At 71.1% G+C, this 25,202-nt stretch carries 18 protein-coding genes; 9 read left to right on the forward strand and 9 right to left on the reverse strand.

Going from position 1 to position 25,202, the window contains the following annotated elements:
* The first annotated feature begins 281 nt into the window (after positions 1–281).
* Positions 282–1,478: an NAD(P)/FAD-dependent oxidoreductase gene (locus tag OHT01_RS32960; RefSeq protein WP_328556747.1), complete on the forward strand. Its 1,197-nt coding sequence runs from the start codon at positions 282–284 to the stop codon at positions 1,476–1,478.
* Positions 1,479–1,584: 106 nt separating this feature from the next.
* Here OHT01_RS32960 and OHT01_RS32965 read toward each other — a convergent pair whose 3' ends face one another.
* A complete protein-coding gene (locus OHT01_RS32965; protein ID WP_443043476.1) occupies positions 1,585–2,241 on the reverse strand; it encodes a hypothetical protein in 657 nt (218 codons plus the stop codon).
* 405 nt (positions 2,242–2,646) lie between these two features.
* Here OHT01_RS32965 and OHT01_RS32970 point away from each other — a divergent pair, with 405 nt between their 5' ends.
* The 5 genes from OHT01_RS32970 to OHT01_RS32990 are packed head-to-tail and all read left to right on the forward strand — an operon-like array spanning position 2,647 to position 10,707.
* Positions 2,647–5,613, forward strand: a complete 2,967-nt coding sequence (locus tag OHT01_RS32970; protein WP_328556748.1) for a nitrate- and nitrite sensing domain-containing protein — start codon at positions 2,647–2,649, stop codon at positions 5,611–5,613.
* Positions 5,610–6,050 (forward strand): roadblock/LC7 domain-containing protein, encoded by a 441-nt coding sequence (locus OHT01_RS32975; protein WP_328556749.1) that lies wholly within the window; start codon positions 5,610–5,612, stop codon positions 6,048–6,050. The genes OHT01_RS32970 and OHT01_RS32975 overlap by 4 nt, the downstream gene beginning before the upstream one ends.
* A gap of 9 nt (positions 6,051–6,059) precedes the next feature.
* A complete protein-coding gene (locus tag OHT01_RS32980) occupies positions 6,060–6,455 on the forward strand; it encodes a DUF742 domain-containing protein (RefSeq protein ID WP_328556750.1) in 396 nt (131 codons plus the stop codon).
* A gap of 24 nt (positions 6,456–6,479) precedes the next feature.
* On the forward strand, positions 6,480–10,121 hold the full coding sequence (locus tag OHT01_RS32985) for a hydantoinase B/oxoprolinase family protein (protein WP_328556751.1): 3,642 nt from the start codon (positions 6,480–6,482) through the stop codon (positions 10,119–10,121).
* Positions 10,102–10,707 (forward strand): GTP-binding protein, encoded by a 606-nt coding sequence (locus OHT01_RS32990; protein ID WP_328556752.1) that lies wholly within the window; start codon positions 10,102–10,104, stop codon positions 10,705–10,707. Before OHT01_RS32985 ends, OHT01_RS32990 begins: the two co-directional genes overlap by 20 nt.
* A 192-nt stretch (positions 10,708–10,899) precedes the next feature.
* On the opposite strand, the gene glpK is transcribed toward OHT01_RS32990, so the two are convergent.
* From glpK to OHT01_RS33020, 6 genes are all read right to left on the reverse strand, one after another.
* Entirely contained in the window at positions 10,900–12,420 is a 1,521-nt protein-coding gene (gene glpK, locus OHT01_RS32995; protein ID WP_328556753.1) for a glycerol kinase GlpK, read from the reverse strand.
* Between the two features lie 107 nt (positions 12,421–12,527).
* The gene (locus OHT01_RS33000; RefSeq protein ID WP_328556754.1) at positions 12,528–13,268 is read right to left on the reverse strand and encodes an MIP/aquaporin family protein; all 741 of its coding nucleotides are present in this window, start codon (positions 13,266–13,268) and stop codon (positions 12,528–12,530) included.
* Between the two features lie 425 nt (positions 13,269–13,693).
* On the reverse strand, positions 13,694–15,337 hold the full coding sequence (locus OHT01_RS33005; protein WP_328556755.1) for a GGDEF domain-containing protein: 1,644 nt from the start codon (positions 15,335–15,337) through the stop codon (positions 13,694–13,696).
* Between the two features lie 138 nt (positions 15,338–15,475).
* A complete protein-coding gene (locus OHT01_RS33010) occupies positions 15,476–16,666 on the reverse strand; it encodes a lipid-transfer protein (RefSeq protein ID WP_328556756.1) in 1,191 nt (396 codons plus the stop codon).
* A 4-nt stretch (positions 16,667–16,670) separates the two neighbouring features.
* Positions 16,671–17,141, reverse strand: coding sequence for a Zn-ribbon domain-containing OB-fold protein (locus OHT01_RS33015; protein ID WP_328556757.1), 471 nt, complete (start codon positions 17,139–17,141; stop codon positions 16,671–16,673).
* Positions 17,142–17,173: 32 nt separating this feature from the next.
* Positions 17,174–17,344 (reverse strand): hypothetical protein, encoded by a 171-nt coding sequence (locus OHT01_RS33020; RefSeq protein ID WP_328556758.1) that lies wholly within the window; start codon positions 17,342–17,344, stop codon positions 17,174–17,176.
* 112 nt (positions 17,345–17,456) lie between these two features.
* Between OHT01_RS33020 and OHT01_RS33025 the strand changes: the two genes are divergently transcribed.
* Positions 17,457–17,993, forward strand: coding sequence for an NUDIX domain-containing protein (locus OHT01_RS33025; protein WP_328556759.1), 537 nt, complete (start codon positions 17,457–17,459; stop codon positions 17,991–17,993).
* Between the two features lie 18 nt (positions 17,994–18,011).
* Here the strand turns inward: OHT01_RS33025 and OHT01_RS33030 are convergent, their stop codons facing one another.
* Entirely contained in the window at positions 18,012–20,372 is a 2,361-nt protein-coding gene (locus tag OHT01_RS33030) for a glycoside hydrolase family 31 protein (RefSeq protein WP_328556760.1), read from the reverse strand.
* Positions 20,373–20,585: 213 nt separating this feature from the next.
* Between OHT01_RS33030 and OHT01_RS33035 the strand changes: the two genes are divergently transcribed.
* Positions 20,586–22,553, forward strand: a complete 1,968-nt coding sequence (locus OHT01_RS33035) for an acetoacetate--CoA ligase (RefSeq protein ID WP_328556761.1) — start codon at positions 20,586–20,588, stop codon at positions 22,551–22,553.
* On the opposite strand, the gene OHT01_RS33040 is transcribed toward OHT01_RS33035, so the two are convergent.
* Entirely contained in the window at positions 22,554–23,873 is a 1,320-nt protein-coding gene (locus tag OHT01_RS33040; protein WP_328556762.1) for an aminotransferase class I/II-fold pyridoxal phosphate-dependent enzyme, read from the reverse strand.
* 111 nt (positions 23,874–23,984) lie between these two features.
* Here OHT01_RS33040 and OHT01_RS33045 point away from each other — a divergent pair, with 111 nt between their 5' ends.
* Positions 23,985–25,193, forward strand: a complete 1,209-nt coding sequence (locus OHT01_RS33045) for an MFS transporter (RefSeq protein ID WP_328556763.1) — start codon at positions 23,985–23,987, stop codon at positions 25,191–25,193.
* The last annotated feature ends 9 nt before the right edge of the window (positions 25,194–25,202 follow it).

A 25,202-nucleotide genomic window follows, 5' to 3' on the forward strand; every position in this document is an offset into this window, starting at 1 on the left:
GTCCCTGCGTCCCGCTTCGGTCCCGTGGCCGGAATCGACGCCGCCCGCCGAGCCTGCCCGTCGGTCCCGGAAGCCGGCGATGCAACTCGCCTCCCTCACAAGGCTTATATGCCTCACGAGTCCCACAAGCGCCGTGTGACCACAGGGCGCCGGGCGGTCCGCGTGAGCCGTCCGGGGCGCACGAGCCGCCTCGGCCGCCTGCGTCACCTGAGCGCCACGAGCCGCAGCGACGGGCCGGGACCTCTGGGCGCCACGAGCCGTCGTGACGCGGGGCGGGACCTATGAGAACCGTGACCGTCGTCGGTGCCTCCCTCTCCGGTCTGTACGCGGCACGCGAACTGCGCGCCCAGGGCTTCGACGGACGACTGGTGATCGTCGGAGACGAGTCCCACCGCCCGTACGACCGGCCTCCGCTCTCCAAGGACTTCCTCACCGGTCTCGTCGGCGAGGACCGACTCGCCCTGACCGACGCCGAGGAGAGCGCGGAACTCGACGCCGAGTGGCTCCTCGGCGTACCCGCCCGCGGTCTTGACGCCCGTGGCCGCACGGTCCTCCTGGACGACGGCCGCACTGTCCCCACGGACGGAGTGGTCATCGCCACGGGCGCCTCCGCCCGCCGCCTCCCCGGTGGCGACCTCCTCGGCGTGCACACCCTGCGCACCCTCGACGACGCCCGTGCCCTGCGCACGGAACTCACCTCGGGACGGCGCCGCGTCGTCGTCATCGGCGGCGGCTTCATCGGTTCCGAGACCGCGTCCTCATGCGCGGCCCTCGGCCATGACGTCACCGTCGTCGAGGCGGCCCCACTGCCACTCCTTCCTCAACTCGGTCCGAACATGGCAGCCGTGTGCGCCGCACTGCACCGGCGCGCGGGCACCGGCCTCGTCACCGGAACCGGCGTCGCCGGGCTCCGGGGGAGTGGTGGCGCGACACCCGCGGTCACCGGAGTGAAACTGTCCGACGGTCGCTCCCTGCCCGCCGATGTCGTGATAATCGGCATCGGCGCCGCCCCGAACACCGGCTGGCTGGCGGGTTCGACGCTCGCCCTGAACGACGGAGTGCTCTGCGACGACGGCTGCGTGACCGGACTCCCGCAGGTCGTCGCCGTCGGCGACGTCGCCCGGGTCGGCGGCACCCGCGCCGAACACTGGACCTCCGCCACCGAGCAACCCCGTGTCGCGGTGGGCAACCTGCTCGCCGGACGAACCGTCGCGACCGTGCGGACCCTGCCCTACTTCTGGTCGGACCAGTACGGCGCGCGGATCCAGTTCGCGGGCCGGCGGCACGAATCAGACACGGTCCGGGTCGTCGAGGGGGCTCTCGACGACGGTGGACCGGCCGAGGGCGGCTTCCTCGCCCTCTATGAGCACGCAGGCCGCACGACGGGGGTGCTCGCGGTCGACCGCCCCCGTCCCTTCATGCGTGTCCGACGTGAACTGGCGCGCGGCGAGGACCCGGTGGAGCCGACGATGCTGTGAGCGCCTGACTCCGGTCTCCCCGAGCCGATGCGGGGTGCGGGGCGCCGAGGTCCGGCCTCCCGCACCCGCACCCTCGGGGCTCAGGCCGAGCAGGCTGACGCGCCCTTCACGAGTGCGACAACTGTCCGGCTCCGCCCCGCCTGCGTATCCGCTCCTGGGCACGCGCCGAGATCCGTGCCTGGCGCCTGGCCTTGCGGCGCTCGCGCCGGAGTGCCCGCGCGGTGCTGCTCGGCACCGAGACCACGCCGTTCCGCTGGTTCCACACCTGCCGTGTCACCCAGACGTCCAGGGCTGCCCAGGTGGCGACCACCGTACTGGCCACGCTGCTCAGGACCATCGGGAAGGCCAGCCAGGACTCCGTCATCGTGCACAGGAAGGCCACCACGGCCTGTATCAGCGTCACCGCGATGATGAGTACCGCGCGCACGGCCGACGTACGCACCGGATCGGGCAGCCGGCGCCTGCGCGCGGGTTCCTCGATCCACAACGGCCGGTAGTACGACCGTTCTTCGTCGTTCTCGTATCCGTCCGTGGCGGCGCCCCTCCCGTCGACCCGGCGGCCGACCCTGCCCATGGCGGCGTCCCGGAGGTCTGCCGCACCGAGCCCGCCCGTCGCGGCCCGTCCGTCAGTCAGGCCGTCCCCAGCCGCCGGAATGTCGCGATCCGGTGCCAGGGTGGCCAGTTCTGCCGCCTCGCGTGTCGCGACGCCTGTCGCGGGTGCCCCGCTCCGCTCCGCCGTGCCCATCAACTTGTCACTCCCCACCGCCCAGCAGTCCTCTTCGCACGGGTGTCTCGCGACCCCCGCCCCCCAGTGGCTGCCCGGCTTACGCTCTTTTACGCCGCCTGAGAGCGGCATGCGGCGCCTACGGCCGATTCCGCCCTCAATTCCCGTACAGAAAGACGAACGACCTGCCCCGAAGATTCCCGCCGAGCGAAGAATTCCGGCCAACTGCCGAAGTTCTCCGCTCCGATGCGATCCGGCCCCAAGTGCCGGATTCAGGGAGGCAATCTCCCCCAATGAACGGACAACTCCCCATGTCTCGTTCCCCGTCGGGGCAGGACCGCGCCCGGACGGGTCTTCGAGTTACCTCCGGGTCAGTAGTAGGCTCACGCCGTTTGTTGACGCACATGTGTACCCCCGGCCGAGGGGGTCGAGCTGGGGGAGGCCATGCGCTTTCGCGGGAAGTCCATCCGCAGGAAGATTGTGGCGCTGCTTCTCGTGCCTCTGGTGTCCCTCACCGCGATCTGGGCTTTCGCGACCGTGCTCACGGGGCGGGAGGCGAGCCGGCTCTTCAGCGTCTCCGACATCGTGGAGAAGATCGGCTACCCGACCGAGGACACCGTCAGGGTCCTCCAGCAGGAACGCCGGCAGACGCTCGTCTACCTGGCCGATCCTCGCGCGTCCGACGGACACACGGCGCTGGAGCGAAGCCGCAGCGCCACGGACCGCGTCCTCGCGAAGGTCCGCAGGAACGCCAAGGACAAGGGCGTACGCAAGGAACTGGGCGGGGGCACCTCGGAGCGCCTCACCTCCCTCCTCGACGCCGTCGAAGGGATCCCGTCGCTGCGCAGCGGCATCGAGGACGGCACCGTCAACCGCGCCCAGGCACTGGGCCTCTACAACCGGTTGATCGACCCCTGCTATGTCCTGCTGGCCAACCTGCACGTCGTCGACGATGTGGAGCTGGACAAGCAGAGCCGCGCCCTCGTCAATGTGTCCCGCGCCCGCGAACTGCTCTCCCGCGAGGACGCCCTGCTCGGCTCCGCCCTGGTCGACGGTCACCTCACACGGGACGAACTGCGCGAGATCTCCGACCTCGTGGCCCAGCGGACCCTCCTCTACGACGTCAGCCTGCCGTTGCTGCCCTCCGCTGAACGCGACCGCTTCGAGCGCTACTGGCGGAACGCCGGCACCGCGCCCCTGCGCGTCGCGGAGCAGGCCGTCGCCGATTCCACGGCGGGCTCGCCGAGCGGCGTCACCGCCAGGAGCTGGGACGGCGCGGCCGGGCACGTGCTCGCCGAACTCGGCGAACTCGAGGACCAGGCGGGCGACCACTACCAGGACCGGGTCAGGCCCGTGGCCATGGGCGTCATCCTCAAGGCCGTCGTCGCGGGCGTGGTCGGTCTGATCGCATTGCTGATCTCGCTCTTCATGTCCGTGCGCATCGGCCGCAGCCTCATCCGCGACCTGCGCCGGCTGCGGCTGGAGGCCCACGAGGCGTCCGGTGTACGACTGCCCAGCGTCATGCGCCGCCTCTCCGCCGGTGAACAGGTCGACGTCGAGACCGAGGTGCCGCGCCTGGAGTACGACAGGAACGAGATAGGCGAGGTCGGCCAGGCCCTCAACACCCTTCAGCGCGCCGCCGTCGAGGCGGCCGTCAAGCAGTCCGAACTGCGCGAGGGCGTCTCCGAGGTCTTCGTGAATCTCGCGCGCCGCAGCCAGGTGCTCCTGCACAAGCAGCTCACCCTCCTGGACACCATGGAACGCAGGACCGAGGACACGGACGAACTGGCCGACCTGTTCCGCCTCGACCACCTGACCACCCGGATGCGCCGCCATGCCGAGGGACTGGTCATCCTGTCCGGCGCGGCGCCGTCCCGGCAGTGGCGCAAGCCGGTCCAGCTCATGGACATCGTCCGCGCCGCCGTCGCCGAGGTCGAGGACTACGAACGCGTCGAGGTACGCCGACTGCCGCGCATCGCCGTCACCGGCCCCGCCGTCGCCGACGTCACCCACCTGGTGGCCGAACTCCTGGAGAACGCCACGGTGTTCTCGCCCCCGCACACGGCCGTCCACGTCGTCGGTGAGCGGGTCGCCAACGGCTTCACCCTGGAGATCCACGACCGTGGCCTCGGCATGGCCGCCGAGGCACTGCTCGACGCCAACCTGCGGCTCGCCGAGACCCCCGAGTTCGAGCTCTCCGACACCGACCGGCTCGGCCTCTTCGTGGTCAGCCGGCTCGCCCAGCGGCAGAACGTCCGCGTCTCCCTCCAGCCGTCCCCGTACGGCGGTACCACCGCGGTCGTCTTCATGCCCGACTCCCTGCTCACCGACGACGTACCCGACACCAACGGCATCGGCTTCCGCCTCGACCGCACCCTGCCGACCAAGGACGCCGAGACCGAGGCGAGCCGCAAGACCGCGCTCACCCAGTCACCGGTGCGTCTGCCGGGACTGCCCGCCTCGGTACTGGACGGCCCCGTCGAGCTGGAGTCGCCGGTCGACCTGGACACGCTCACCGGATTCCCCGGCGCTCTCGGCGACGACGACAGCGAACGCGGCGGACTGTTCCGTCCCAGGCGCTCCATCGCCGGGGTTCCCGCAGGGCGGCACCAACTGGCCGGCGCCGACGACTCCGCCCACCCCGGCGACGACGATCGTGCGGGCACCGCTCCCGTCGCGCTGCCGCGACGCCGGACGCCCAAGCTCGTCAGCTCCCACGGTCGCCCTGTCACCCAGAGCAGGTCATGGCGCGACCGCACGGACGACGACGCGGATCGCGACCTCGGATCGACCCAGGACCTGGGCGCACCCTCGGCCCCGGGGCCGAGAGAGCGCGCGGATCTCCCGGAACGCGGGGCGACGGAACTCGACGGCCCCAAACCGCTGCCCAAGCGGCGTGGCGAACGGTCCGCGGCCGCGGCACGGCACGGCGCCGGCCGCTCCGGTGATCCCGGTCCGCGGGAGGCCTTCGGCGCACCCGACAGACCCGGGCTCCGTGAAGCTCCCGACCCTCGCAGGAGCCCCGGCCTCCGTGAGGCCACCGGGCATCCGGACGCCCCGGCGCTGCCCCGGCGCAGCCGCGGCAGCGCATCGGCCGCGGGACCGAACGACACGACCTCGCGCCACGACACAGCCGTGGGGCAGACGGAACCGGGTACCACCCCGCTGCCCCGGCGCGTCCGGCAGGCCAGTCTGGCCCCGCGGTTGAAGGACGGACCGGCTCGGCTCGCCGACCGTGACAAGGCCCGCGACGGCACGGGGCCGGACCCCGCCGACCGGGACGCCGACGAAGTACGCAGCCGGATGGCCTCGCTCCAGCGGGGCTGGCAGCGCGGCCGCGAAGAGAACGCCGTGGGCGACCAGGCCCAGGACGGCTCAGCACGACGAACGACAGAGGGGGACGGTCGATGACCGCACCGAAGGCCGCAGGGCCCACCGCGACCAGCAGCGTGTCCGGCGAGCTGAACTGGCTGCTGGACGAACTGGTGGACCGCGTCGCCAGCATCCACAAGGCGATCGTGCTCTCCGGAGACGGACTTCCCACCGGGGCGTCGAAAGACCTCACCCGGGAGGACAGCGAGCACCTGGCCGCCGTCGCCTCCGGTTTCCACAGCCTCGCCAAGGGCGTCGGCCGGCACTTCGAGGCCGGCAGTGTCCGCCAGACCGTCGTGGAACTCGACGAGGCCTTCCTGTTCGTCACGGCAGCCGGCGACGGCAGTTGCCTCGCCGTCCTCTCGGACGCCGACTCGGACGTGGGCCAGGTCGCGTACGAGATGACGCTCCTCGTCAAGCGGGTCGGCGTACATCTGGCGGCCAGTCCGCGCACCGATCTGCCTTCGGGCGGGTAGTGGGACGGCATGAGCGGAGACGGTCAGGGAAGACGCCACTGGTTCGACGACGAGGCGGGACCGGTGGTCCGTCCGTACGCCATGACACGTGGCCGCACCACCAGCGCGACCCAGCATCGCCTCGATCTGATCGCGCTGGTGGTCACGGAACAGCACGCCGAGGACCCCGAAGCGGACCACACACTGTCCCCGGAACACGTGGACATCGTCGAACTCTGCCGTGACGCCCCCCAGTCGGTCGCCGAACTCGCTGCCGAACTCGATCTGCCCATCGGAGTGGTGCGGGTCCTCATCGGGGACCTGGTGGATGACGAAATGGTCCATGTGACACGTCCCGTACCCCCTGCCGAGCTGCCGGACGAGAGTATTCTGCGCGACGTGATCAGTGGCCTCCAGGCGCTCTGAGCTGGGCGGAAACGGGGAACAGACGTGACAGGCTGGCAGTTCTGGGTCGACCGGGGCGGTACCTTCACGGACATCGTCGCGCGGCACCCCGACGGCCGGCTGCTCACGCACAAGCTGCTGTCCGACAATCCGGCCCGCTACGCCGACGCGGCCGTCGCGGGCGTCCGTGAACTCCTCGACAGCGAAGGGGACGCCGAGGGAGCCCGGGTCGACGCCGTCCGCATGGGGACCACCGTCGCGACCAACGCCCTCCTGGAACGCAAGGGCGAACGCACGCTCCTCGTCATCACCCGGGGCTTCCGCGACGCCCTGCGCATCGCCTATCAGAACCGCCCGAGCATCTTCGCCCGCGCGATCGAACTTCCCGAAATGCTCCACGAGCGGGTGATCGAGGTCGACGAACGCATCGCCGCCGACGGCACCGTCCTGCGAGCCCCCGATCTGGACGCACTCGCCGTTCCCCTCCAGGAGGCGTACGACGACGGGATCCGCGCGGTCGCCGTGGTCTGTCTGCACAGTCACCTCCACCCCGCCCACGAACAGGCCGTGGGCGAGCTGGCCGCCCGCGTCGGCTTCCCGCAGATCTCCCTCTCCAGCGAGGTCAGCCCACTGATGAAGCTGGTGCCGCGCGGTGACACGGCCGTCGTCGACGCGTACCTGTCGCCCGTGCTGCGCCGCTACGTCCAGCGCGTCGCCACCGAACTCCGGGGCGTACGGCTGATGTTCATGCAGTCGAACGGTGGCCTCGCCGAGGCCGGTCAGTTCCGCGGCAAGGACGCCATCCTGTCCGGACCGGCGGGCGGCATCGTCGGCATGGCCCGGATGTCGCAGCTCGCCGGCTTCGACCGCGTCATCGGCTTCGACATGGGCGGTACGTCCACGGACGTCTCCCACTTCGCCGGAGAGTACGAACGGACCTTCATCACCCGGATCGCCGGGGTCCGGCTGCGCGCCCCGATGCTGGACATCCACACGGTCGCGGCGGGCGGCGGATCGGTGCTCCACTTCGACGGCTCCCGCTACCGCGTCGGCCCCGACTCGGCCGGTGCCGACCCCGGACCCGCCTGCTACCGGAACGGCGGCCCGCTGACGGTCACCGACGCCAACGTCGCACTCGGCCGCATCCAGCCCGCCCACTTCCCGAAGGTGTTCGGCCCCGGCGGGGACCAGCCCCTCGACGGCGACCTGGTCCGCGACCGGTTCACCGCCCTCGCGCACGAGATCCGCGAGAGGACCGGCGACGACCGAACGCCCGAGCAGGTCGCCGAGGGCTACCTGCAGATCGCCGTCGCCAACATCGCCAACGCCGTCAAGCGGATCTCCGTACAGAAGGGCCACGATGTCACCCGCTACGCGCTGACCACCTTCGGCGGCGCGGGCGGCCAGCACGCGTGCATGGTCGCCGACTCCCTCGGCATCCGCAGCGTCCTGGTCCCGCCCATGGCAGGCGTCCTGTCCGCCCTCGGCATCGGACTCGCCGATACGACAGCCATGCGCGAACAGTCCGTCGAGGCGCCCCTCGAACCGTCCTCGATGCCCGCCGTCCTCAAGACCGCCGACGATCTGGAGGGCGCGGCCCGCGCCGAACTCCTCGCCGAGGACGTCCCCGAGCACCGCATCCGGATCACCCGCCGGGCCCAGCTCCGCTATGACGGCACCGACACAGCGCTGACCGTCGAGCTGACCGAGCCCGACACCATGACCCACGCCTTCGAAGAACGCCATCGCGCCACCTACTCCTTCACCCTCGACCGTCCGGTCGTCGTCGAAGCCCTCTCCGTGGAAGCCACCGGTCTCACCGAACCCCCCGATCTCTCAGTCCTCGCCCCCTATGAGGCCGCCCCCGCATCCGGCCCGGTCACCGCGCGGACCGTCCGCCTCCACACGGGCGGCTCCTGGCACGACGTGCCCCTGCACCGCCGCGCGGAACTCCCGCCCGGTGAGACCGTGACCGGACCCGCGATCATCGCCGAAGCAGGCGCCACGACCGTCGTCGACGACGGCTGGCGGGCCGTGACGACCGACGACGGGCATCTGGTCATGGAACGGGCGGCGGTCACGGAGAGTTCCGATCTCGCCACGGAAGCGGACCCCGTTCTCCTTGAGGTCTTCAACAACCTCTTCATGTCCATCGCGGAACAGATGGGCGCCCGGCTGGAATCGACCGCCCAGTCGGTCAACATCAAGGAGCGCCTGGACTTCTCCTGCGCCCTGTTCGACCCCGACGGCAGCCTGGTGGCCAACGCCCCGCACATCCCCGTCCACCTGGGCTCGATGGGGACGAGCGTGCAGGAGGTCGTCCGGCGGCGCGGGGACACCATGCGGCCGGGCGACACCTACGCCGTCAACGATCCCTACCACGGCGGCACCCACCTTCCGGATGTCACCGTGATCACTCCGGTCTTCGACACGGAGGGTGAGCGGATCCTGTTCTACGTCGCCTCGCGCGGCCACCACGCCGAGATCGGCGGCATCGCCCCGGGCTCCATGCCGGCGAACAGCCGGACCATCGACGAGGAGGGCGTCCTCTTCGACAACTGGCTGCTCGCCGAGAACGGCCGCTTCCGTGAAGCGGAGACATCGGCGCTGCTCACCGGGCCGCCGCATCCCTCCCGCAATCCGCAGACCAACCTCGCGGACCTGCGTGCGCAGATCGCCGCCAACCGGAAGGGCGTCGACGAAGTCGCCCGGATGATCGAGGACTTCGGGCTCGACGTCGTCCAGGCGTACATGAAGCACGTCCAGGACAACGCGGAGGAAGCGGTGCGCCGCGTCATCGACACACTCCAGGACGGCGAGTTCGCCTACGAGACCGACTCGGGGGCGGTCATCCGTGTCCGTGTCTCGGTGGACCACCGGGCGCGCTCCGCCACTGTCGACTTCACGGGTACGTCCGCCCAGCTGAGCACCAACTTCAACGCGCCCTTCGCCGTGGTCAACGCCGCGGTCCTGTATGTCTTCCGCACCCTGGTGGACGACGACATCCCGCTCAACGACGGCTGTCTGCGCCCCCTCCGCATCGTCGTGCCGCCCGGGTCGATGCTCGCCCCCGAACCCCCGGCGGCCGTCGTCGCCGGCAATGTGGAGACCTCCCAGGCGATCACCGGAGCCCTCTACGCGGCACTGGGTGTGCAGGCCGAGGGCTCCGGCACGATGAACAACGTCACGTTCGGCAACGAGCGCCACCAGTACTACGAGACCGTGGCCTCGGGATCGGGCGCGGGCGACGGCTTCCCGGGCGCGCCCGCCGTACAGACCCACATGACCAATTCACGGCTCACGGACCCCGAGGTCCTGGAGTGGCGACTGCCCGTGCGGCTCGACGAGTTCGCGGTGCGCCGCGGCAGCGGAGGCCAGGGACACTGGCGGGGCGGCGACGGCGCCGTACGCCGTATCCGGTTCCTGGAGCCCATGACCGTGTCGACGCTCTCCCAGCACCGTAGGGTGCCGCCGTACGGCATGGCGGGCGGCGAGCCTGGCGCTCTCGGTGTCAACCGGGTGGAGCGCGCCGACGGCACCGTCACGGAACTCCGCGGAAGCGACGCGGCCGACGTCGGCCCCGGCGACGTACTCGTCATCGAAACCCCCGGCGGCGGGGGCTACGGCCCACCGCCGCACGACCCCCATCAAGCAGGAGAAGAGATCGATGATCTTCGGGCGTTCTGAGCGCGGCAAGCCTCCGGTCGAGCCCGTCACGCTCAAGATCCTGGTGGCGGGCGGCTTCGGCGTGGGCAAGACGACCCTCGTCGGCGCCGTCAGCGAGATCAAGCCGCTGCGCACCGAGGAACTCCTCACCGAGGCGGGCCGGCCCATCGACGACATCAGCGGCGTGGAGGGCAAGCACACCACCACCGTCGCCATGGACTTCGGCCGGATCACGCTGCGCGAGGACCTGGTGCTCTACCTGTTCGGGACCCCCGGCCAGGACCGCTTCTGGTTCCTCTGGGACGAGCTCGCCACGGGCGCCCTGGGGGCCGTCGTACTCGCCGACACCCGCCGCCTGGAGGACTGCTTCGCCGCGGTCGACTACTTCGAACGGCGTTCCATACCCTTCGTGGTCGGCGTCAACTGCTTCGAGGAGTCCTCCCGTTACCCGGCCGAGGACGTCCGCGTGGCCCTCGACCTCGACCCGGGTGTTCCGGTCGTCCTCTGCGACGCGAGGGACCGGGAGTCGGTCAAGGAGGTCCTCATCCGCGTCGTCCAGCACGCGATGGCGTACGCCGCGGCCCTGCGCGAGGCCGTCACGACCTGACACGCCCGAGGCGTCGCCCGTCCTCGCCCCGCACAGGTGCGGCCCGTACCCCCACCGACTGGGGTACGGGCCGCGGTCATGCACGCGCGTGGTCGACGCCGGACCCACGCGCGCGTGGACACCCGTTTCGCGTCGGCGCGTCACCCGCGCCGACGCCTCGCGCGCCCGAGCCGACACTCCGGCCGCGAAGCGTCAGCCGATGGCGTCGTCGTGCCAGCCGAAGCTCTTCTCCACCGCCTTGCGCCAGTTGTGGTACTCGCTGTCGCGCACCGAGGCCTCCATGGACGGCGTCCACTCGACGTCCTTCTGCCAGTGCGACTTCAGTTCGTCGAGGTCGTTCCACACCCCGGTCGCGAGCCCGGCCGCGTACGCGGCACCCAGACAGGTCGTCTCGGAGACCTTCGGACGGATCACCGGAACACCGAGGACGTCCGCCTGGTGCTGCATCAGCAGATTGTTCTTGGTCATGCCACCGTCCACCTTCAGGGTGGTGATCTGCACCCCGGAGTCCTGGTACATGGCGTCCACGACCTCACGCGTCTGCCAGCTCGTCGCCTCCAGGACCGCGCGCGCGAGGTGCGCCTTCGTGACGTACCGCGTGAGGCCGGTGATCACCCCGCGCGCGTCCGAGCGCCAGTAGGGGGCGAACAGGCCCGAGAAGGCGGGCACGATGTACGCGCCGCCGTTGTCCTCGACGCTCGCCGCCAGTGTTTCGATCTCGTCGGCGGAACGGATGATGCCCAACTGGTCCCGGAACCACTGCACCAGCGCGCCCGTGATCGCGATCGATCCTTCGAGGCAGTAGACCGGAGCCTCGGTGCCGATCTTGTACCCCATGGTCGTCAGCAGCCCGTTCTTCGAGGGAACGGGCCTGTTGCCGGTGTTCAGCAGCAGGAAGCTGCCGGTGCCGTACGTGTTCTTGGCCGTGCCCACGTCGTAGCAGGCCTGCCCGAAGACCGCCGCCTGCTGGTCGCCGAGCGCCGACGCGACGGGGACGCCGCCGAGTTGGCCCACGGCGGTGCCGTACACCTCGGCGGAGGACCTGATCTCGGGAAGCACCGCTTCGGGGATGTTCATCGCGGAGAGGATGGACGGGTCCCACTGGAGCGTTTCCAGGTTCATCAGCATGGTGCGCCCGGCGTTGGTCACATCGGTGACGTGCCGCCCGCCGTCGGTGCCGCCGGTCAGGTTCCAGATGAGCCACGAGTCGATGGTGCCGAAGGCGATCTCACCGCGCTCGGCGCGGGAGCGCAGGCCCGGCACGTTGTCGAGCAGCCAGGCGGCCTTGGGTCCGGAGAAGTAGCTCGCCAGAGGCAGGCCGGTGTGCTCGCGGAAGCGGTCCTGGCCGTCCGTGCCGCCCAGTTCGTTGCAGAGCGCCGAGGTCCGGGTGTCCTGCCAGACGATCGCGTTGTGGACGGGTTTGCCCGTGGCGCGGTCCCACAGGACCGTCGTCTCGCGCTGGTTGGTGATACCGAGCGCGCTCAACTGGTCGGCACGCAGCCCGGCCTTGGCGATCGCTCCCGCCACGACGGCCTGCACCTTGGACCAGATCTCGGTGGCGTCGTGCTCCACCCAGCCCGGTTTGGGGAAGATCTGGCGGTGCTCACGCTGGTCGACGGCGACGATCGCGCCGCCGTGGTCGAAGATGATGCAGCGGCTGGAGGTGGTGCCCTGGTCGATTGCGGCGACGTACTTCTCGGCGTTGTCCGTCATGTCGTCCCCTTACGTGCTCTTCGTCAGGAGGCTGCGTTCTCTTCAGGAGGCCGTACTTCAGGAGGCCGTACTTGAGGGGGCCGCGCCATCGGGGTGGCGGCGTTTCGTCAGAAGGCCAGGTTGTAGATCCCGGCGCCGATGGCGGCACCCGCGATCGGGCCGACCACCGGAATCCAGGAGTATCTCCACTCCGAGGTGCCCTTGTTGGGAATCGGCAGCAGCGCGTGGGCGAGGCGCGGCCCCAGGTCGCGGGCCGGGTTGATGGCGTACCCCGTGGGACCGCCCAGCGAAAGGCCGATGCCCACCACGAGGAAGGAGATGAGCAGGACCGGCAGGCCCGCGTCGCCGATGCCCGCGACGTGCTTGCCGCCGCCGACCAGCGCGAGGATGGGCAGCATCAGGGCGGCCGTGGCGATGATCTCGGTGATCAGGTTCTGCACCGGGTTGTCGATCTCGGGGCGTGTGGAGAAGATCCCCAAGGTCTCGATGGCCTTGTCCTCCTCTGAGTTGAGGCTGAACTGGCCGAGGTAGAGCAGCCAGCACAGGACCGCCCCGACGATGGCGCCCGCGAACTGCCCGAGGAGGTAGAAGGGTACGTCCGACCACTTCGTCGATCCCTCGATCGCGAATCCGATGGTGACGGCCGGGTTGATCTGTCCTCCGGACAGTGGCGCCGAGGTGTAGGCGCCGGCGAGGACGCCGAAGCCCCACCCGAAGGCGATGACGATCCAGCCCGCTCCCTGGGCCTTGGACTTGTTCAGGGTGACGGCGGCGCACACCCCCGCGCCGAACAGAATCAGGATCGCGGTGCCGATCAACTCGCCGACAAAGATGTCTCCGTTGCTCATGGCGGCTCCTAGGCTCACGCCCGGGGCGATCCGCTCCGGGCCACCGTGCAGGGTGCGTTTCCCATGGCTACTTCAGCCGAAGGCAGGGAGATCCCGCGCCCCGCTCGGCGTCCGTGACGAGCGTGCCGTCGCAGCGGAATCGCCCGCGGGGGACGGCCTGGGTACAGGTCGGAGACCCGAGCGGTGCGGTGCCTGAAGACGCCCAATTGCGGCGATGCCGACTGACACCCGGAAGTGTTCACCGGCGCTCAGGGGGCGTCAAGGCAGCGGACTGCAACGGTTCAAGGGCGCAAAGAGGACACGGCGGGGCGGAGCTCCGACGCCGCACGCGCGGACCATCCTCGGTCAGCCGGTCAGCCGGTCAGCCGGTCAGCCGGTCAGCCGGTCAGCCGGTCAGCCGGTCAGCCGGTCAGCCGGTCAGCCGGTCAGCCGGTCAGCGTCTGCCCGTACGGTGCCATGCGCACAGCCCCCGTGCCACGCCGGATCTCATGACCGGGCAGTCCCGCTCGCCCCAGCACCCAACTCGCCCCGTCCAGGGCCTTGGCGGCCTGCTTGAGAGGCGCCAGAGAGGCGGCAGCCTGCCGGTGGTCGATGACGCTGCCGGGGGCGCACAGCACCGTGGCCAGCGACAGGGTGACGGCCCGGCCGCCCGCTGCCCAGGGAGTGTCGAGCACCGAGGCCGCCAGCGGATCGAGGGTGTCCGGGTCGGCGAGGACCAGGAAGTCGTCGCCGCCGATGTGCCCGACGAGCGTCGCCTCGGGTGTCGCGAGCCGCAGCGCCCGCCCCACCGCGCGGATCAGTTCGTCGCCGGCCGCGAACCCCGCTCCGTCGTTGACCTGCTTGAAGTGGTCGATGTCCAGCCAGCTCAGCGTGAACACCCGGCCGTCGGCGATCCGCCGGTCCACCTCCCCGGTGATCGCGTCCGAACCGGGCAGCCGGGTCAGCGGGTTGAGCCCCGCGGCCTCCTCGACCCGGCTCTCGGACAGCGCCCGTACGAGGTCCGCGAGACGTACGACGCCCACACACCGCCCGTACCGGTCGACGACCGCGACATCGTCGGACGTACGGTCCCGGTCCCCGTCCGCGACGACGTCGAGCACTTCCCAGGCCGTGGCGTCGACGCCGACCGTGCGCGGCGCGTCACCGAGCCTGACGGCCGGCCGGTCGGCGTACAGCGCGTGCCCGTAGCGCCCGGACATCGACAGCAGGAACCGTGACCGGTGCACCGACCGGACCGGAGTCCCGGACGGGTCCACGAGCAACACCCCGGAGACGTCGGGTGAACCGGTGAGCAGAGCCCTGACCTGTCCGGCCGACGCGGTCGTCGGCAGCAGCGCGGCCGGGCGTACGAACTGTCGTACGGACGGCCCGGACCGGGACGCGGCGCGGACGCCGGGCGACAGGGCCGGAACGTATACGTCCGCCGACGGCAGCCGGGCGGGCGGCGCGAAGAGTTCGCCCTGCGCGAGCTGCGCACCCGCCGACACCGCGGCGGCGCACTGCAGTTCCGTCTCGACGCCTTCGACGGACAGCAGCGCGCCGAGCTGTTCGCACAGTGTCCGCATCGCGCGCACCGCGGCGGGCCGCGACAGCAGGGACACGTCGAGTTTCATCAGCTCGGGCGCGAGATCGGTGAGCAGGCGCAGCGGTACGTCGCCGTCCCCGACCCCGTCCGCGCAGATCCGGAAGCCATCGGCGCGCACCTGGGCCACCGCCTCCAGCAGGGCGTGCTGGGGCACGTGCGTGTACGGCGGGCCGACGTCGACGGTGACTTCCCACGGCAGCCGGCCCGCCTCCCGTACTTCGTTCCGCAGTGCCGAGAGCCCGCCGAGATCGGCCAGGGTTCCGGCGAACACGTTGACGTGCAGGGGCAGCAACGTCTCTCTTCGGGCGGCGGCCCGGATGGCCAACGCGGCCAGCCGGCCGTCGAGTTCGGGGTCGCGGCGGGCCTGCGCCAGGATGTCTCCGGACTCCGGACGGGCGAGTATCTCCAGCGCCGCGACCCCTCCGGTCGTCAGATTGACGACCGGCTGGAAGGCGAAGCGGACAGTATCCGTCCAGGAGGGCACAGCAGCATGGTGTCGCCGTCGTCGTACGCCGGTGGGCGATTCATGAGGTGTTCACACAGGATTCCGCGGTCGTCACAGTGGGTTCGTGCGAGCGTCCGGACGACGGTCCGGCGCGGTCGGCAAGGAGCACCGCAGCGTTCACCGCACCACCACGACCGAGGAACCGTGTCCGAACAGCCCCTGGTTCGCGGTGATTCCCACCCTGGCCCCGGTGACCTGTCGGTCACCCGCGCTGTCCCGCAGTTGCCATGCCAGCTCGCACACCTGGGCGATGGCCTGCGCAGGAACCGCCTCTCCGAAGGAGGCGAGCCCGCCGCTGACGTTCACCGGTATGCGCCCGCCGAGTGCCGTGGCGCCTTCCCGCAGCAGCTTGGCGCCCTCGCCCTCACCGCAGAGCCCGAGGTCCTCGTACCACTGCAACTCCAGGGCCGTCGACAGGTCGTAGACCTCGGCGACCGAGAGATCCTCGGGCCCGATGCCCGCCTCCTCGTAGGCGGCCTGCGCTATGGACGCCCGGAACGTCCCGGCCGGGGGCTCCACCGCGACCGCGGAGTCCGTGGCGATGTCCGGCAGATCCAGCACGGTGTTGGGGTAACGCGGCGTCACGGTCGACACCGCGCGGATGCGCACCGGCTCGCGGGCCCCGTGCCGGCGTGCGAACTCCATCCCGGCCAGCACCACGGCCGCCCCGCCGTCGGAGGTCGCGCAGATGTCGAGCAGCCGCAGAGGGTCGGCGACCACGGCCGACGCGGCGACCTCCTCGGCCGTGACCCGCTTGCGGTAGCGGGCGTTGGGGTTGAGTGAGCCCAGTGCCGCGTTCTTCACCTTGACCTGTGCGAAGTCCTCCGGAGTGTCGCCGTAGAGGGCCATCCGGCGCCTCGCGTACAGCCCGAAGTACGTCGGATTCGTCGCCCCGAGGACCCGGAAGCGCAGCCAGTCCGGATCGTCCGGCCGGTCCCCGCCGACCGGTCGGAAGAAGCCTTTGGGTGCCGCGTCCGCGCCCACCACGAGGACCACCTCCGCCAGGCCCGAGAGGATCTGCGCACGTGCCGCATCGAGTGCCTGCGCTCCGGACGCGCACGCCGCGTACACGCTCGCGACGCGTGCCCCCTGCCATCCCAGCGCCTTCGCGAACGTCGCCCCCGCCACATACCCCGGATAGCCGCCCCGCACGGTGTCCGCTCCCACGATCGAGCCGACGTCGCGCCAGTCGATGCCCGCGTCGGCCAGTGCCGCACGTGCCGCCGCGACCCCGTACTCGACGAAACCCCGTCCCCACTTGCCCCACGGGTGCATTCCCACGCCGAGCACCGCCACATCGCCTGTCATGCCGTCACCACCCCCCGTCCTTCGCCGCTCGTGCCGTCACCGCAGTGGGCCGCCAGTGCCACGTCGTCCAGGTCGTCTCCGCGTCCTCGTGCAGCACACCGGGGACGACCTCCACCTCCATGCCCACCGCCAGATCGGCGACGGTGATCCCGGGAGCCGCCTGGCCGAGGACCACGAGTCGCTCGGATTCCAGCTCCACAGCGATCAACGCGTAGGGCTTCCATGAGAGTTCCGGATCGGTCACATAGGGTGACGGAGGTCGGTACCGGCTGTCGGTGTACGACCAGACCCGGCCGCGGGGGGACAGGGGGATCTCGGTCAGCTCACCGCCCGCGCATCCGGGATTGCGGCAGAAGGTGTCCTCGCGCGGGAAGAACACCGCGGCGCACGTCGAGCAACGGGTGCCGAGCAGGCGGAAGTCGTTCCCTTCCCCGGTGAACCACCCCTCGACGACAGGTGTGCGTGTGTGCGACACGGTCCCTCCACGACACTTGATCTGACGGGTCGTCAGAAGTGTGTCACGGGCGACGGGAATTGGGCAGGGCCTCTCGGCGAACCGAAGGGCACCATTCGGGCGTCGGAGTACCTGCCGGGGTGGCCGGGACCCACGGGGGTGGTCCCGGCCACCGCGCGCAGCGCGAACTGCTCGACCACCACGCCCCAGTGCTCACCCGTCATGCCCACTCCTCACACTCCTCAAGGCCCACCCCGTAGTACCCGCCCTGAAGTCGTCTTCCTGAAGTCGTCCGTCCTGAAGACGTCCGTCCGGTGATCGGCTACAGTCCGCGGCGTGTCCGCAACCCCGCACCCACCCGCCGACTTCGCGCCGGGATCGCACTGTTCGAGCTGTGGCGCCGCCTACGGAGAGGGAATCTCCGGCTGGCCCCGCACCTGCGCCGCCTGCGGCACGGTCGCCTACCGCAACCCTCTGCCGGTCGCGGTGGCTCTGCAGCCCGTCTACGACGACATGGGCGCCTCCTTGGTCGTCATCACCCGGACCATCCTCCCCGCGCGCGGGGGAGTGGCTCTGCCCGGGGGATTCATCGACCACCGGGAGGACTGGCGGCACGCCGTCGTGCGGGAGCTCAAGGAGGAGACGGGCATCGACGCGCCGAGCAGGGAGGTGCGGCTGGCCGACGCGATGAGCTCGCCCGCGGGCCATCTGCTGCTCTTCGGACTCCTCCCGGAACGCCCCGCCGCCGACCTGCCGCAGTCCGTGGCCACGGACGAGACGGAAGGCTGGCATCTGCTGCGCCGGCCCGCCGAACTCGCCTTTCCGCTCCACACCCTGGCGACCCGCGCCTGGTTCGAGGGACGGTACATCTGACGGCCGGGAAGCCCTCGGCTACAGACCCCGCACCCGTACGGGACGCGACGGCTCGCTGAGACCTCCCGAGCCGTCGGCCCGTCGCACCAGCACCTCGTCGCCTTCCCAGCGCGTCACGTAGCGCTCGGCCTCCGGTTCCTCCCACCCGTCGCCCGCGTCCGGCACGACCAGGCCGCCTCCGCTGCGCCCGCGCGCGGGCGCCCACGCCTCCAGCTCCAGACGGCCGTCGCCGCCGCGTACGGGCAGGACGGTACCGGCCCGCGCGAGCACCGGAACGCGCGACAGGGGGGCGTCGACCAGCACCTGCGCCGGCCCCTCGTACGCCTCCTCGGTGACCGTGTCGTACCAGCGCCCGCGCGGCAGTTGGACGGCCCGCCGGCCCACCCCTCGCTCCAGTACGGGCGCCACGAGGAGGCTGTCGCCGAGCAGGAAGGCGTCCTCGCAGTCGCGCAGCGCCCGGTCCTCCGGATTGCCCCACCACAGCGGGCGGACGTACGGGGCGCCCGTGCGGCGCGCGGTGTGCGCCAGCGTCACGAAGTACGGGAGCAGCCGCCGTCGTTCGAGCAGCGCCACGCGCGCGTGCCCCAGCACCTCGTCCCCGAACTCCCATGGCTCCCTGCGCCCGGCTCGCAGGCTCGCGTGGGTACGGAAGAGCGGGAGGTACGCCCCGAGCTGGAACCATCGCAGGTAGAGCTCGGGTGAAGGGCTGCCGTCGAAGCCGCCCACATCGGGTCCCGAGTAGGGAACGCCGCACAGCCCGAGCCCCATCACCAGGGACAACGACGCCCGCAACCCGGGCCAGCCGGTGGCCACGTCCCCGGACCAGGTCCCTCCGTAGCGCTGGAGTCCCGCCCACCCGGAGCGCGAGAAGAGGAACGGCCGCTCCTGGGGCGCGAGTTCACGCAGCCCTTCGTAGGCGGCCCGGGCCATGCCCAGCGCGTACACGTTGTGCGCCTCGCGGTGATCACCGCCACGGCCCTCCAGGGAGTGCCGGGCCGAGCGCGGCAGCGTCGGCTCCCCGAAGGCCGTGAACGACGTCGGCTCGTTCATGTCGTGCCAGAACCCCGCGAACCCCTGCGCCAGCCGCTCCTCGTAGAGCCTGCCCCACCACGCACGCGCCCGTGGGTCCGTGAAGTCCGGATACACCGACTCTCCGGGCCAGACGACCCCCCGCACAAGCTGTCCGGAGGCCTCCCGGACGAAGACGTCCTCGGCGAGACCGCTGTCGTACACGGCGTTGCCCGGCTCGGCCTTGACCGCGGGATCGACGATGGACACCAGACGGATCCCGTCCCGCCGCAGCTCGTCGGCGAACACGGGAAGCTTCGGGAACCTGTCCCGATCGACGGTGAACACCTGGTGGGCGTCGTAGTGGTCGATGTCCAGATGCACGGCGTCCAGCGGCAGGCCCCGCTCCTGGTAGCCCGCGACGATCCTCCGTACCTCCTGCTCGCTGCCGAAGCCCCATCGCGCGTGCTGGTAACCCAGTGCCCATGCGGGCGGCAGCGCGGCGGCACCGGTCAGCGACGCCCAGGAGTGCAGCACGCGCGCGGGAGTCCCCACCATCACCCAGTAGCGCAGCGGGCCGCCGTCCATGCGCAGCTCGCACGATCCGGCGCGGTCGTGCCCGGAACCGGCGCCCTCCTTGCCCTCGCGCAAGGTCACTGTGCCGTCCCACGTGGTGTCGTGGAACACGAGATGCGTAGCCGCGTCGGCGACCACCATCTGCACGGGCATCGTGAGGTACAGCGGATCGTCGCCCGGTTCGAACGCCCGTCCGGGATCGGTGTTCCACAGCCGGTACGTCCCGTCGCGCAGCCGGGACCCCGCCGCCCGCCCGCCCAGACCGAAGAAACGGGCGTCGGCCGCCACTTCGGAGCGTTGCATCCAGCGGGCCGCGCCACCGTCGACGGGTTCCCACCACCGGGGCGGCAGATCGCGACGCAGGACCACTCCACCTGGGGTGAGCACCTGGATCGCGCCGTGCCGTGAGACCACCACGGTGACCCGTTCGGCCACGACCCGCCAGCCGCCGTCCTTGTCCGGCTCCAGAAGGGCTCTCGGGTCCGGCTCAGGGCAGCGGCCGGCTAGGGCGTACGACGGCTCCGGCGCGACCGCGTCCCAACCCCAGAACACCGCTCCGCCCACGGTGACCGTGATCCGCAGCTCCGAGCGGGTGAAGCGGACGACTCCGCCCCCGGGGCCCGGCTCCACCCCGAGCACCGGCCCGGGGACCCGCGCGCGCTCCGCGCCCCGCTGCGGCAACCCGGTCGCGTCGGCACGCCTCCTCCGCCACGCGGCCCGTACCGTGAGCAACCTCTGAGTGGCACCCCCCGAGCCGACCGCTTTCACCGAACGCACCAGGTCACGACCGTCCATGCCGCTCACCCTGCCACTACGGGGGCCTGATCAGTGAGCCGTTCAACTGCCGTTCACCTGTAGCGACACCACATCTTCATGTCGCCGACTATGTGCGGCGTGCCCTGGTGCAGAAGTCGATCACATGGCATCGTCCGTGTCAGCCGCGTGACGCGCACACCCCCGCTCGTGCGCGACCGACGCACACGACGCGCACAGTCCGGGAGCCGCCCCATGTCCACCACGAACCCCTCGCCGCTCTGGCAGCCGACCGACGAGGTCATCGCCCAGGCGCAGGTCACGAAGTTCCAGGCCTGGGCGGCCGAACGGCACGGAGCCCCGTCCGACGGCGGCTACGAGGCACTGCACCGCTGGTCGGTCGATGAGCTGGACACCTTCTGGAAAGCTGTCACCGAGTGGTTCGGCGTACGGTTCTCGACCCCCTACGCGCGCGTGCTCGGCGACCGGTCCATGCCCGGTGCGCAATGGTTCCCCGGAGGGTCCCTCAACTACGCGGAGCACGCCCTGCGCGCCGCGGACACCCGCGCGGACGAACCGGCCCTCCTGTATGTCGACGAGACCCACGAGTCCGTCCCCGTGACGTGGTCCGACCTGCGCCGCCAGGTCGGCTCCCTGGCCGCCGAACTGCGCGGCATCGGCGTCCGCCCGGGAGACCGCGTCAGCGGCTATCTCCCGAACATCCCCCAGGCCGTGGTCGCCCTGCTCGCCACAGCGGCCGTGGGCGGGGTCTGGACCTCCTGCGCCCCCGACTTCGGCGCCCGCAGCGTCCTCGACCGCTTCCAGCAGGTCGAACCCGTGGTCCTGTTCACCGTGGACGGCTACCGCTACGGAGGCAAGGAGCACGACCGCCGTGACACGGTCGCCGAACTGCGCCGTGAACTGCCCACCCTGCGCGCCGTCGTGCACATCCCGCTGCTGGGCACCGAGGCACCCGAGGGCGCCCTGGACTGGTCGGCCCTGACCTCCGCCGACGTGGAGCCCGTCTTCGAGCAGGTGCCTTTCGACCACCCCCTGTGGGTGCTCTACTCCTCCGGCACGACCGGCCTCCCCAAGGCCATCGTCCAGTCCCAGGGCGGCATCCTCGTCGAGCACCTCAAGCAGCTCGGCCTGCACTGCGACCTGGGCCCCGAGGACCGCTTCTTCTGGTACACGTCCACCGGCTGGATGATGTGGAACTTCCTCGTCTCCGGCCTGCTCACGGGCACCACGATCGTGCTCTACGACGGCAGCCCCGGTTACCCGGACACGGGCGCGCAGTGGCGCATCGCCGAACGCACGGGAGCGACCCTCTTCGGCACGTCCGCCGCGTACGTCATGGCGTGCCACAAGGCGGGCGTCCACCCCGCGCGCGACTTCGACCTCGCCCGGGTGCGGTGCGTCGCCACGACCGGCTCACCGCTGCCCCCCGACGGATTCCGCTGGCTGCACGACGAGGTCCGCGAGGACCTGTGGATCGCCTCCGTCAGCGGCGGCACCGATGTGTGCTCCTGCTTCGCCGGTGCGGTACCGACGCTCCCGGTGTACATCGGTGAACTCCAGGCCGCCGGCCTCGGCACCGACCTGCAGTCCTGGGACCCCAGCGGAAAGCCCCTCACCGACGAGGTCGGCGAACTGGTCGTCACCAATCCGATGCCGTCGATGCCCATCCGCTTCTGGAACGACCCCGACGGCAGCCGCTACCACGACAGTTACTTCGACACGTATCCCGGAGTGTGGCGCCACGGCGACTGGATCACCGTCACCTCACGAGGCTCGGTCGTCATCCACGGACGCTCCGATTCGACGCTCAACCGGCAGGGCGTGCGCATGGGGTCGGCCGACATCTACGAAGCCGTCGAGCGACTCCCGGAGATCAAGGAGTCGCTCGTCATCGGTGTCGAGCAGCCCGACGGCGGCTACTGGATGCCGCTGTTCGTCCACCTCGCCCCCGGTGCCGTCCTGGACGAGGATCTCCTGAACCGCATCAAGGGGACGATCCGTGAACAGCTCTCCCCGCGCCATGTGCCCGACGAAGTCATCGAAGTACCCGGAGTGCCCCACACCCTGACCGGCAAGCGCATCGAAGTGCCCGTCAAACGCCTGCTCCAGGGCGCCCCCATGGAGAAGGCCGTCAACGTCGGCTCCGTGGACAACGTCGAACTCCTGCGCTTCTACGAAGAGCTGGCCCGCGCGCGCGGCTGATCAGCCACCGTAGGTGGCCTCGGACTCGCCCAGCACGGCGGCGAAGTCCGAGGCCAGGCGCACGGCGTCCGCGGGTGGGAGTTCCGCGACCGAGATACGCACGCCGGCCGCGGCCGACGTCCTGAAGCGCGCGCCCGCCGCGACCCACCATCCGTACGAACGCAGCCCGTTCACGACCGCGGACTCGTCCCGCACGGGTACCCAGACGTTCAACCCGCTCACCCCGTGGGCCCCCAGACCGCGGTCGGCGAACTCACGGAGCAGCGCGTTCCGACGCGTCGCGTACGTCTCCTGGGCGCGCGCCACCAACGCGTGCGTGTCCTCGTCCGTCATCAGCCCGTGCACCGTCTCCTGCAGCAGATGACTGACCCAGCCCGACGTCAGCAGAAGGCGACCGTCGTGCCGGGCCAGTGTCGTCGGATCACAGGCGGCGGCCGCCCACCGCAGATCGGTCCCGAGGAACTTGCTCACCGTGCGCACATGAACCCAGCGGTTCAGCCCTCCCGAGGTCAGCGTGCGCAGTGGCGCGTCAGCGACCGACGACGCGTGATCGTTCTCCACGACCAGCACATCGGGCTCCTCCTGGAGTACGTCGACGAGCGCGTCCCGCCGTTCGTCCGAGAAGCTGCCGCCGCAGGGATTCTGCGCCCGCGGACTGCACACCACCGCGCGTACCCCCGCCCGTAGAGCCGCACGCAGGGCTTCCGGGCGGATGCCCCGGTCGTCCACCGCGACCGGAACCGTGCGCAGTCCCAGGGCCGTGACCAGGTCCAGCAGGTGGTGGTAGCCGGGATCCTCCATCGCGACCGCGTCCCCGGGACGCAGCTCCACCGACAGCAGCCGCCCGATCAGATCCAGCGCACCATGAGCGAACGTGACGTGCTCGGCCGGAACCCCGTCGGGCGCCAGCCAGCCGCGCACCGCCTCCTCCAGCCGTGCCAGACGCGGCGTGCTGCGATGCGAGCGCGCGCCGGGGGAGAGCCGCGACGGCGGCACCAGCCGGGGAAGCAGTGCGGGGTCAGGATGCCCGCCCGCCAGATCGCGCAGACCGTCCGGCACGCGCGGCGGCCGCCGTGACGCCACCGCGGGCGCGGCGGCGACCACGGTCCCACCGCGCCCGCGGGTCACCACGATCGCGCGCTGCCGCAGTTCCTTGTACGCCGTCGCGACCGTCCCCGGGCTGACGCCGAGCCGGTCGGCGAGGCCGCGCACCGGAGGCAGTGCCGTACCCGGCTCCAAGGCGCCTTCAGCCACGCCGCGTTCGACGGACGCGGCAATTCCCTTGGCCGTCGTCCCAGTGATCGAATATTGTGTTGCCACGTAGAAGATTATGTATCAATACATAATCCGGCGCAAGGGGGAGCAGTGAGTCCGACGCATCGCGCAGCGGCATGGTCGACACGCATTCCAGGAGGCCCCGACGGCCGAAGAATGCTCTGGATCGCCCTGGTCGACCGCATCGGCAGCGGCCTGTGGGCATCGGTCTCCGTCCTGTACTTCACCTACGTCACCGGCCTCTCGGTCACCCAGATCGGCACCCTCGTGGCCGCGGCCGGCGCCGTCGGCATGGCGGGCGCGCCGCTCGGCGGGCGCATGGCCGACCGCCTGCCGCTCACCCATCTCCTGATCGCCCTCCAACTCCTGCGCGCCGTCGCCTCCTTCGCGCTGCTGACCACCGACAACTACGCCCTCCTCGTGGTGTTCTCCGCAGCGGGCGGCTTCGGCGACCGTGCCGCGAGCGTCCTCACCAAGCTCTACGCGGCCCGCGTCTCGGGACCCGACCGCGTCCGCTACCAAGCCGTCAACCGTACGGTCGCCAACGCCGGCTGGGCCCTGGGCGGCCTCGCCGCGGCCGGCGCCCTCACCATCGGGACCACCGCCGCGTACCAGTGGCTGCTCGCGGGCGACGCCCTCTCGTTCGTGGCCGCCGCCCTCGCGACCGCCCGCTGCGGCGAACCACCCTCGGTCACCCGGACGATCGCCACATCGAAGGACCCCGCCCCCGCGGCCCGAGCCGCCAGTCCCTGGCGCGACCGCGCCTACCTCGCCTACGTCGCCACCGAGACCGTCCTGTTCCTCGACGACGCCGTGTTCAAGGTCGGGCTGCCCCTGGCCATCGCCCACTCCGACCAGGCTCCCCACGGCCTCGCGCCGCTGCTGATGGTCCTCAACAACGTGATGGTCGTGACCCTCCAGGTCCCCCTGGCCCGGCTCGGCGCCACCACGGCCGCGGCCCGCGCACTGCTCATACCGCTCTCCGCCTTCTTCGCCCTCGGCGGTGTCGCCATGGCGCTCTCGGCGACGGGCGGAGCCATGGCGGTCACCCTCTTCCTGACCGCGGGAGCCGTCACCTTCACGGTGGCGGAGATGCTCCACGCCACCGTCTCCTGGGAACTGTCCGTGGCCCTCGCCCCCGACACCGCCCAGGGCTCCTATCTCGGCGTCCACGGACTGGCACAGGCCGCGCAACGCAGCATCGGGCCACTCGCCGTCACCGCGGCCATCGCCACGGGCCCCCTCGGCTGGACGCTGTTCGGCGCGACCATAGCCGTGACCTGCATGTTCCAGCATCGCATCGTGCGCGACCGACTCCCGCGACCCGCATTGTCAGTGCCGCCGGTTACTGTGAGTGAGCATTGATCGACTGTG

The sequence above is a fragment of the Streptomyces sp. NBC_00358 genome (assembly GCF_036099295.1).
Classification (GTDB): domain Bacteria; phylum Actinomycetota; class Actinomycetes; order Streptomycetales; family Streptomycetaceae; genus Streptomyces.

Coding starts and splice junctions, on each gene's coding strand:
- OHT01_RS32975 (WP_328556749.1), top strand. CDS start 5,610: ATGACCGCACCGAAGGCCGCAGGGCCCACCGCGACCAGCAGCGTGTCC.
- OHT01_RS33045 (WP_328556763.1), top strand. CDS start 23,985: ATGCTCTGGATCGCCCTGGTCGACCGCATCGGCAGCGGCCTGTGGGCA.
- OHT01_RS32980 (WP_328556750.1), top strand. CDS start 6,060: ATGAGCGGAGACGGTCAGGGAAGACGCCACTGGTTCGACGACGAGGCG.
- OHT01_RS32990 (WP_328556752.1), top strand. CDS start 10,102: ATGATCTTCGGGCGTTCTGAGCGCGGCAAGCCTCCGGTCGAGCCCGTC.
- OHT01_RS33020 (WP_328556758.1), bottom strand. CDS start 17,344: ATGACGGGTGAGCACTGGGGCGTGGTGGTCGAGCAGTTCGCGCTGCGC.
- OHT01_RS33030 (WP_328556760.1), bottom strand. CDS start 20,372: ATGGACGGTCGTGACCTGGTGCGTTCGGTGAAAGCGGTCGGCTCGGGG.
- OHT01_RS33035 (WP_328556761.1), top strand. CDS start 20,586: ATGTCCACCACGAACCCCTCGCCGCTCTGGCAGCCGACCGACGAGGTC.
- OHT01_RS32970 (WP_328556748.1), top strand. CDS start 2,647: ATGCGCTTTCGCGGGAAGTCCATCCGCAGGAAGATTGTGGCGCTGCTT.
- glpK (WP_328556753.1), bottom strand. CDS start 12,420: ATGACGGACAACGCCGAGAAGTACGTCGCCGCAATCGACCAGGGCACC.
- OHT01_RS32960 (WP_328556747.1), top strand. CDS start 282: ATGAGAACCGTGACCGTCGTCGGTGCCTCCCTCTCCGGTCTGTACGCG.
- OHT01_RS33010 (WP_328556756.1), bottom strand. CDS start 16,666: ATGACAGGCGATGTGGCGGTGCTCGGCGTGGGAATGCACCCGTGGGGC.
- OHT01_RS33000 (WP_328556754.1), bottom strand. CDS start 13,268: ATGAGCAACGGAGACATCTTTGTCGGCGAGTTGATCGGCACCGCGATC.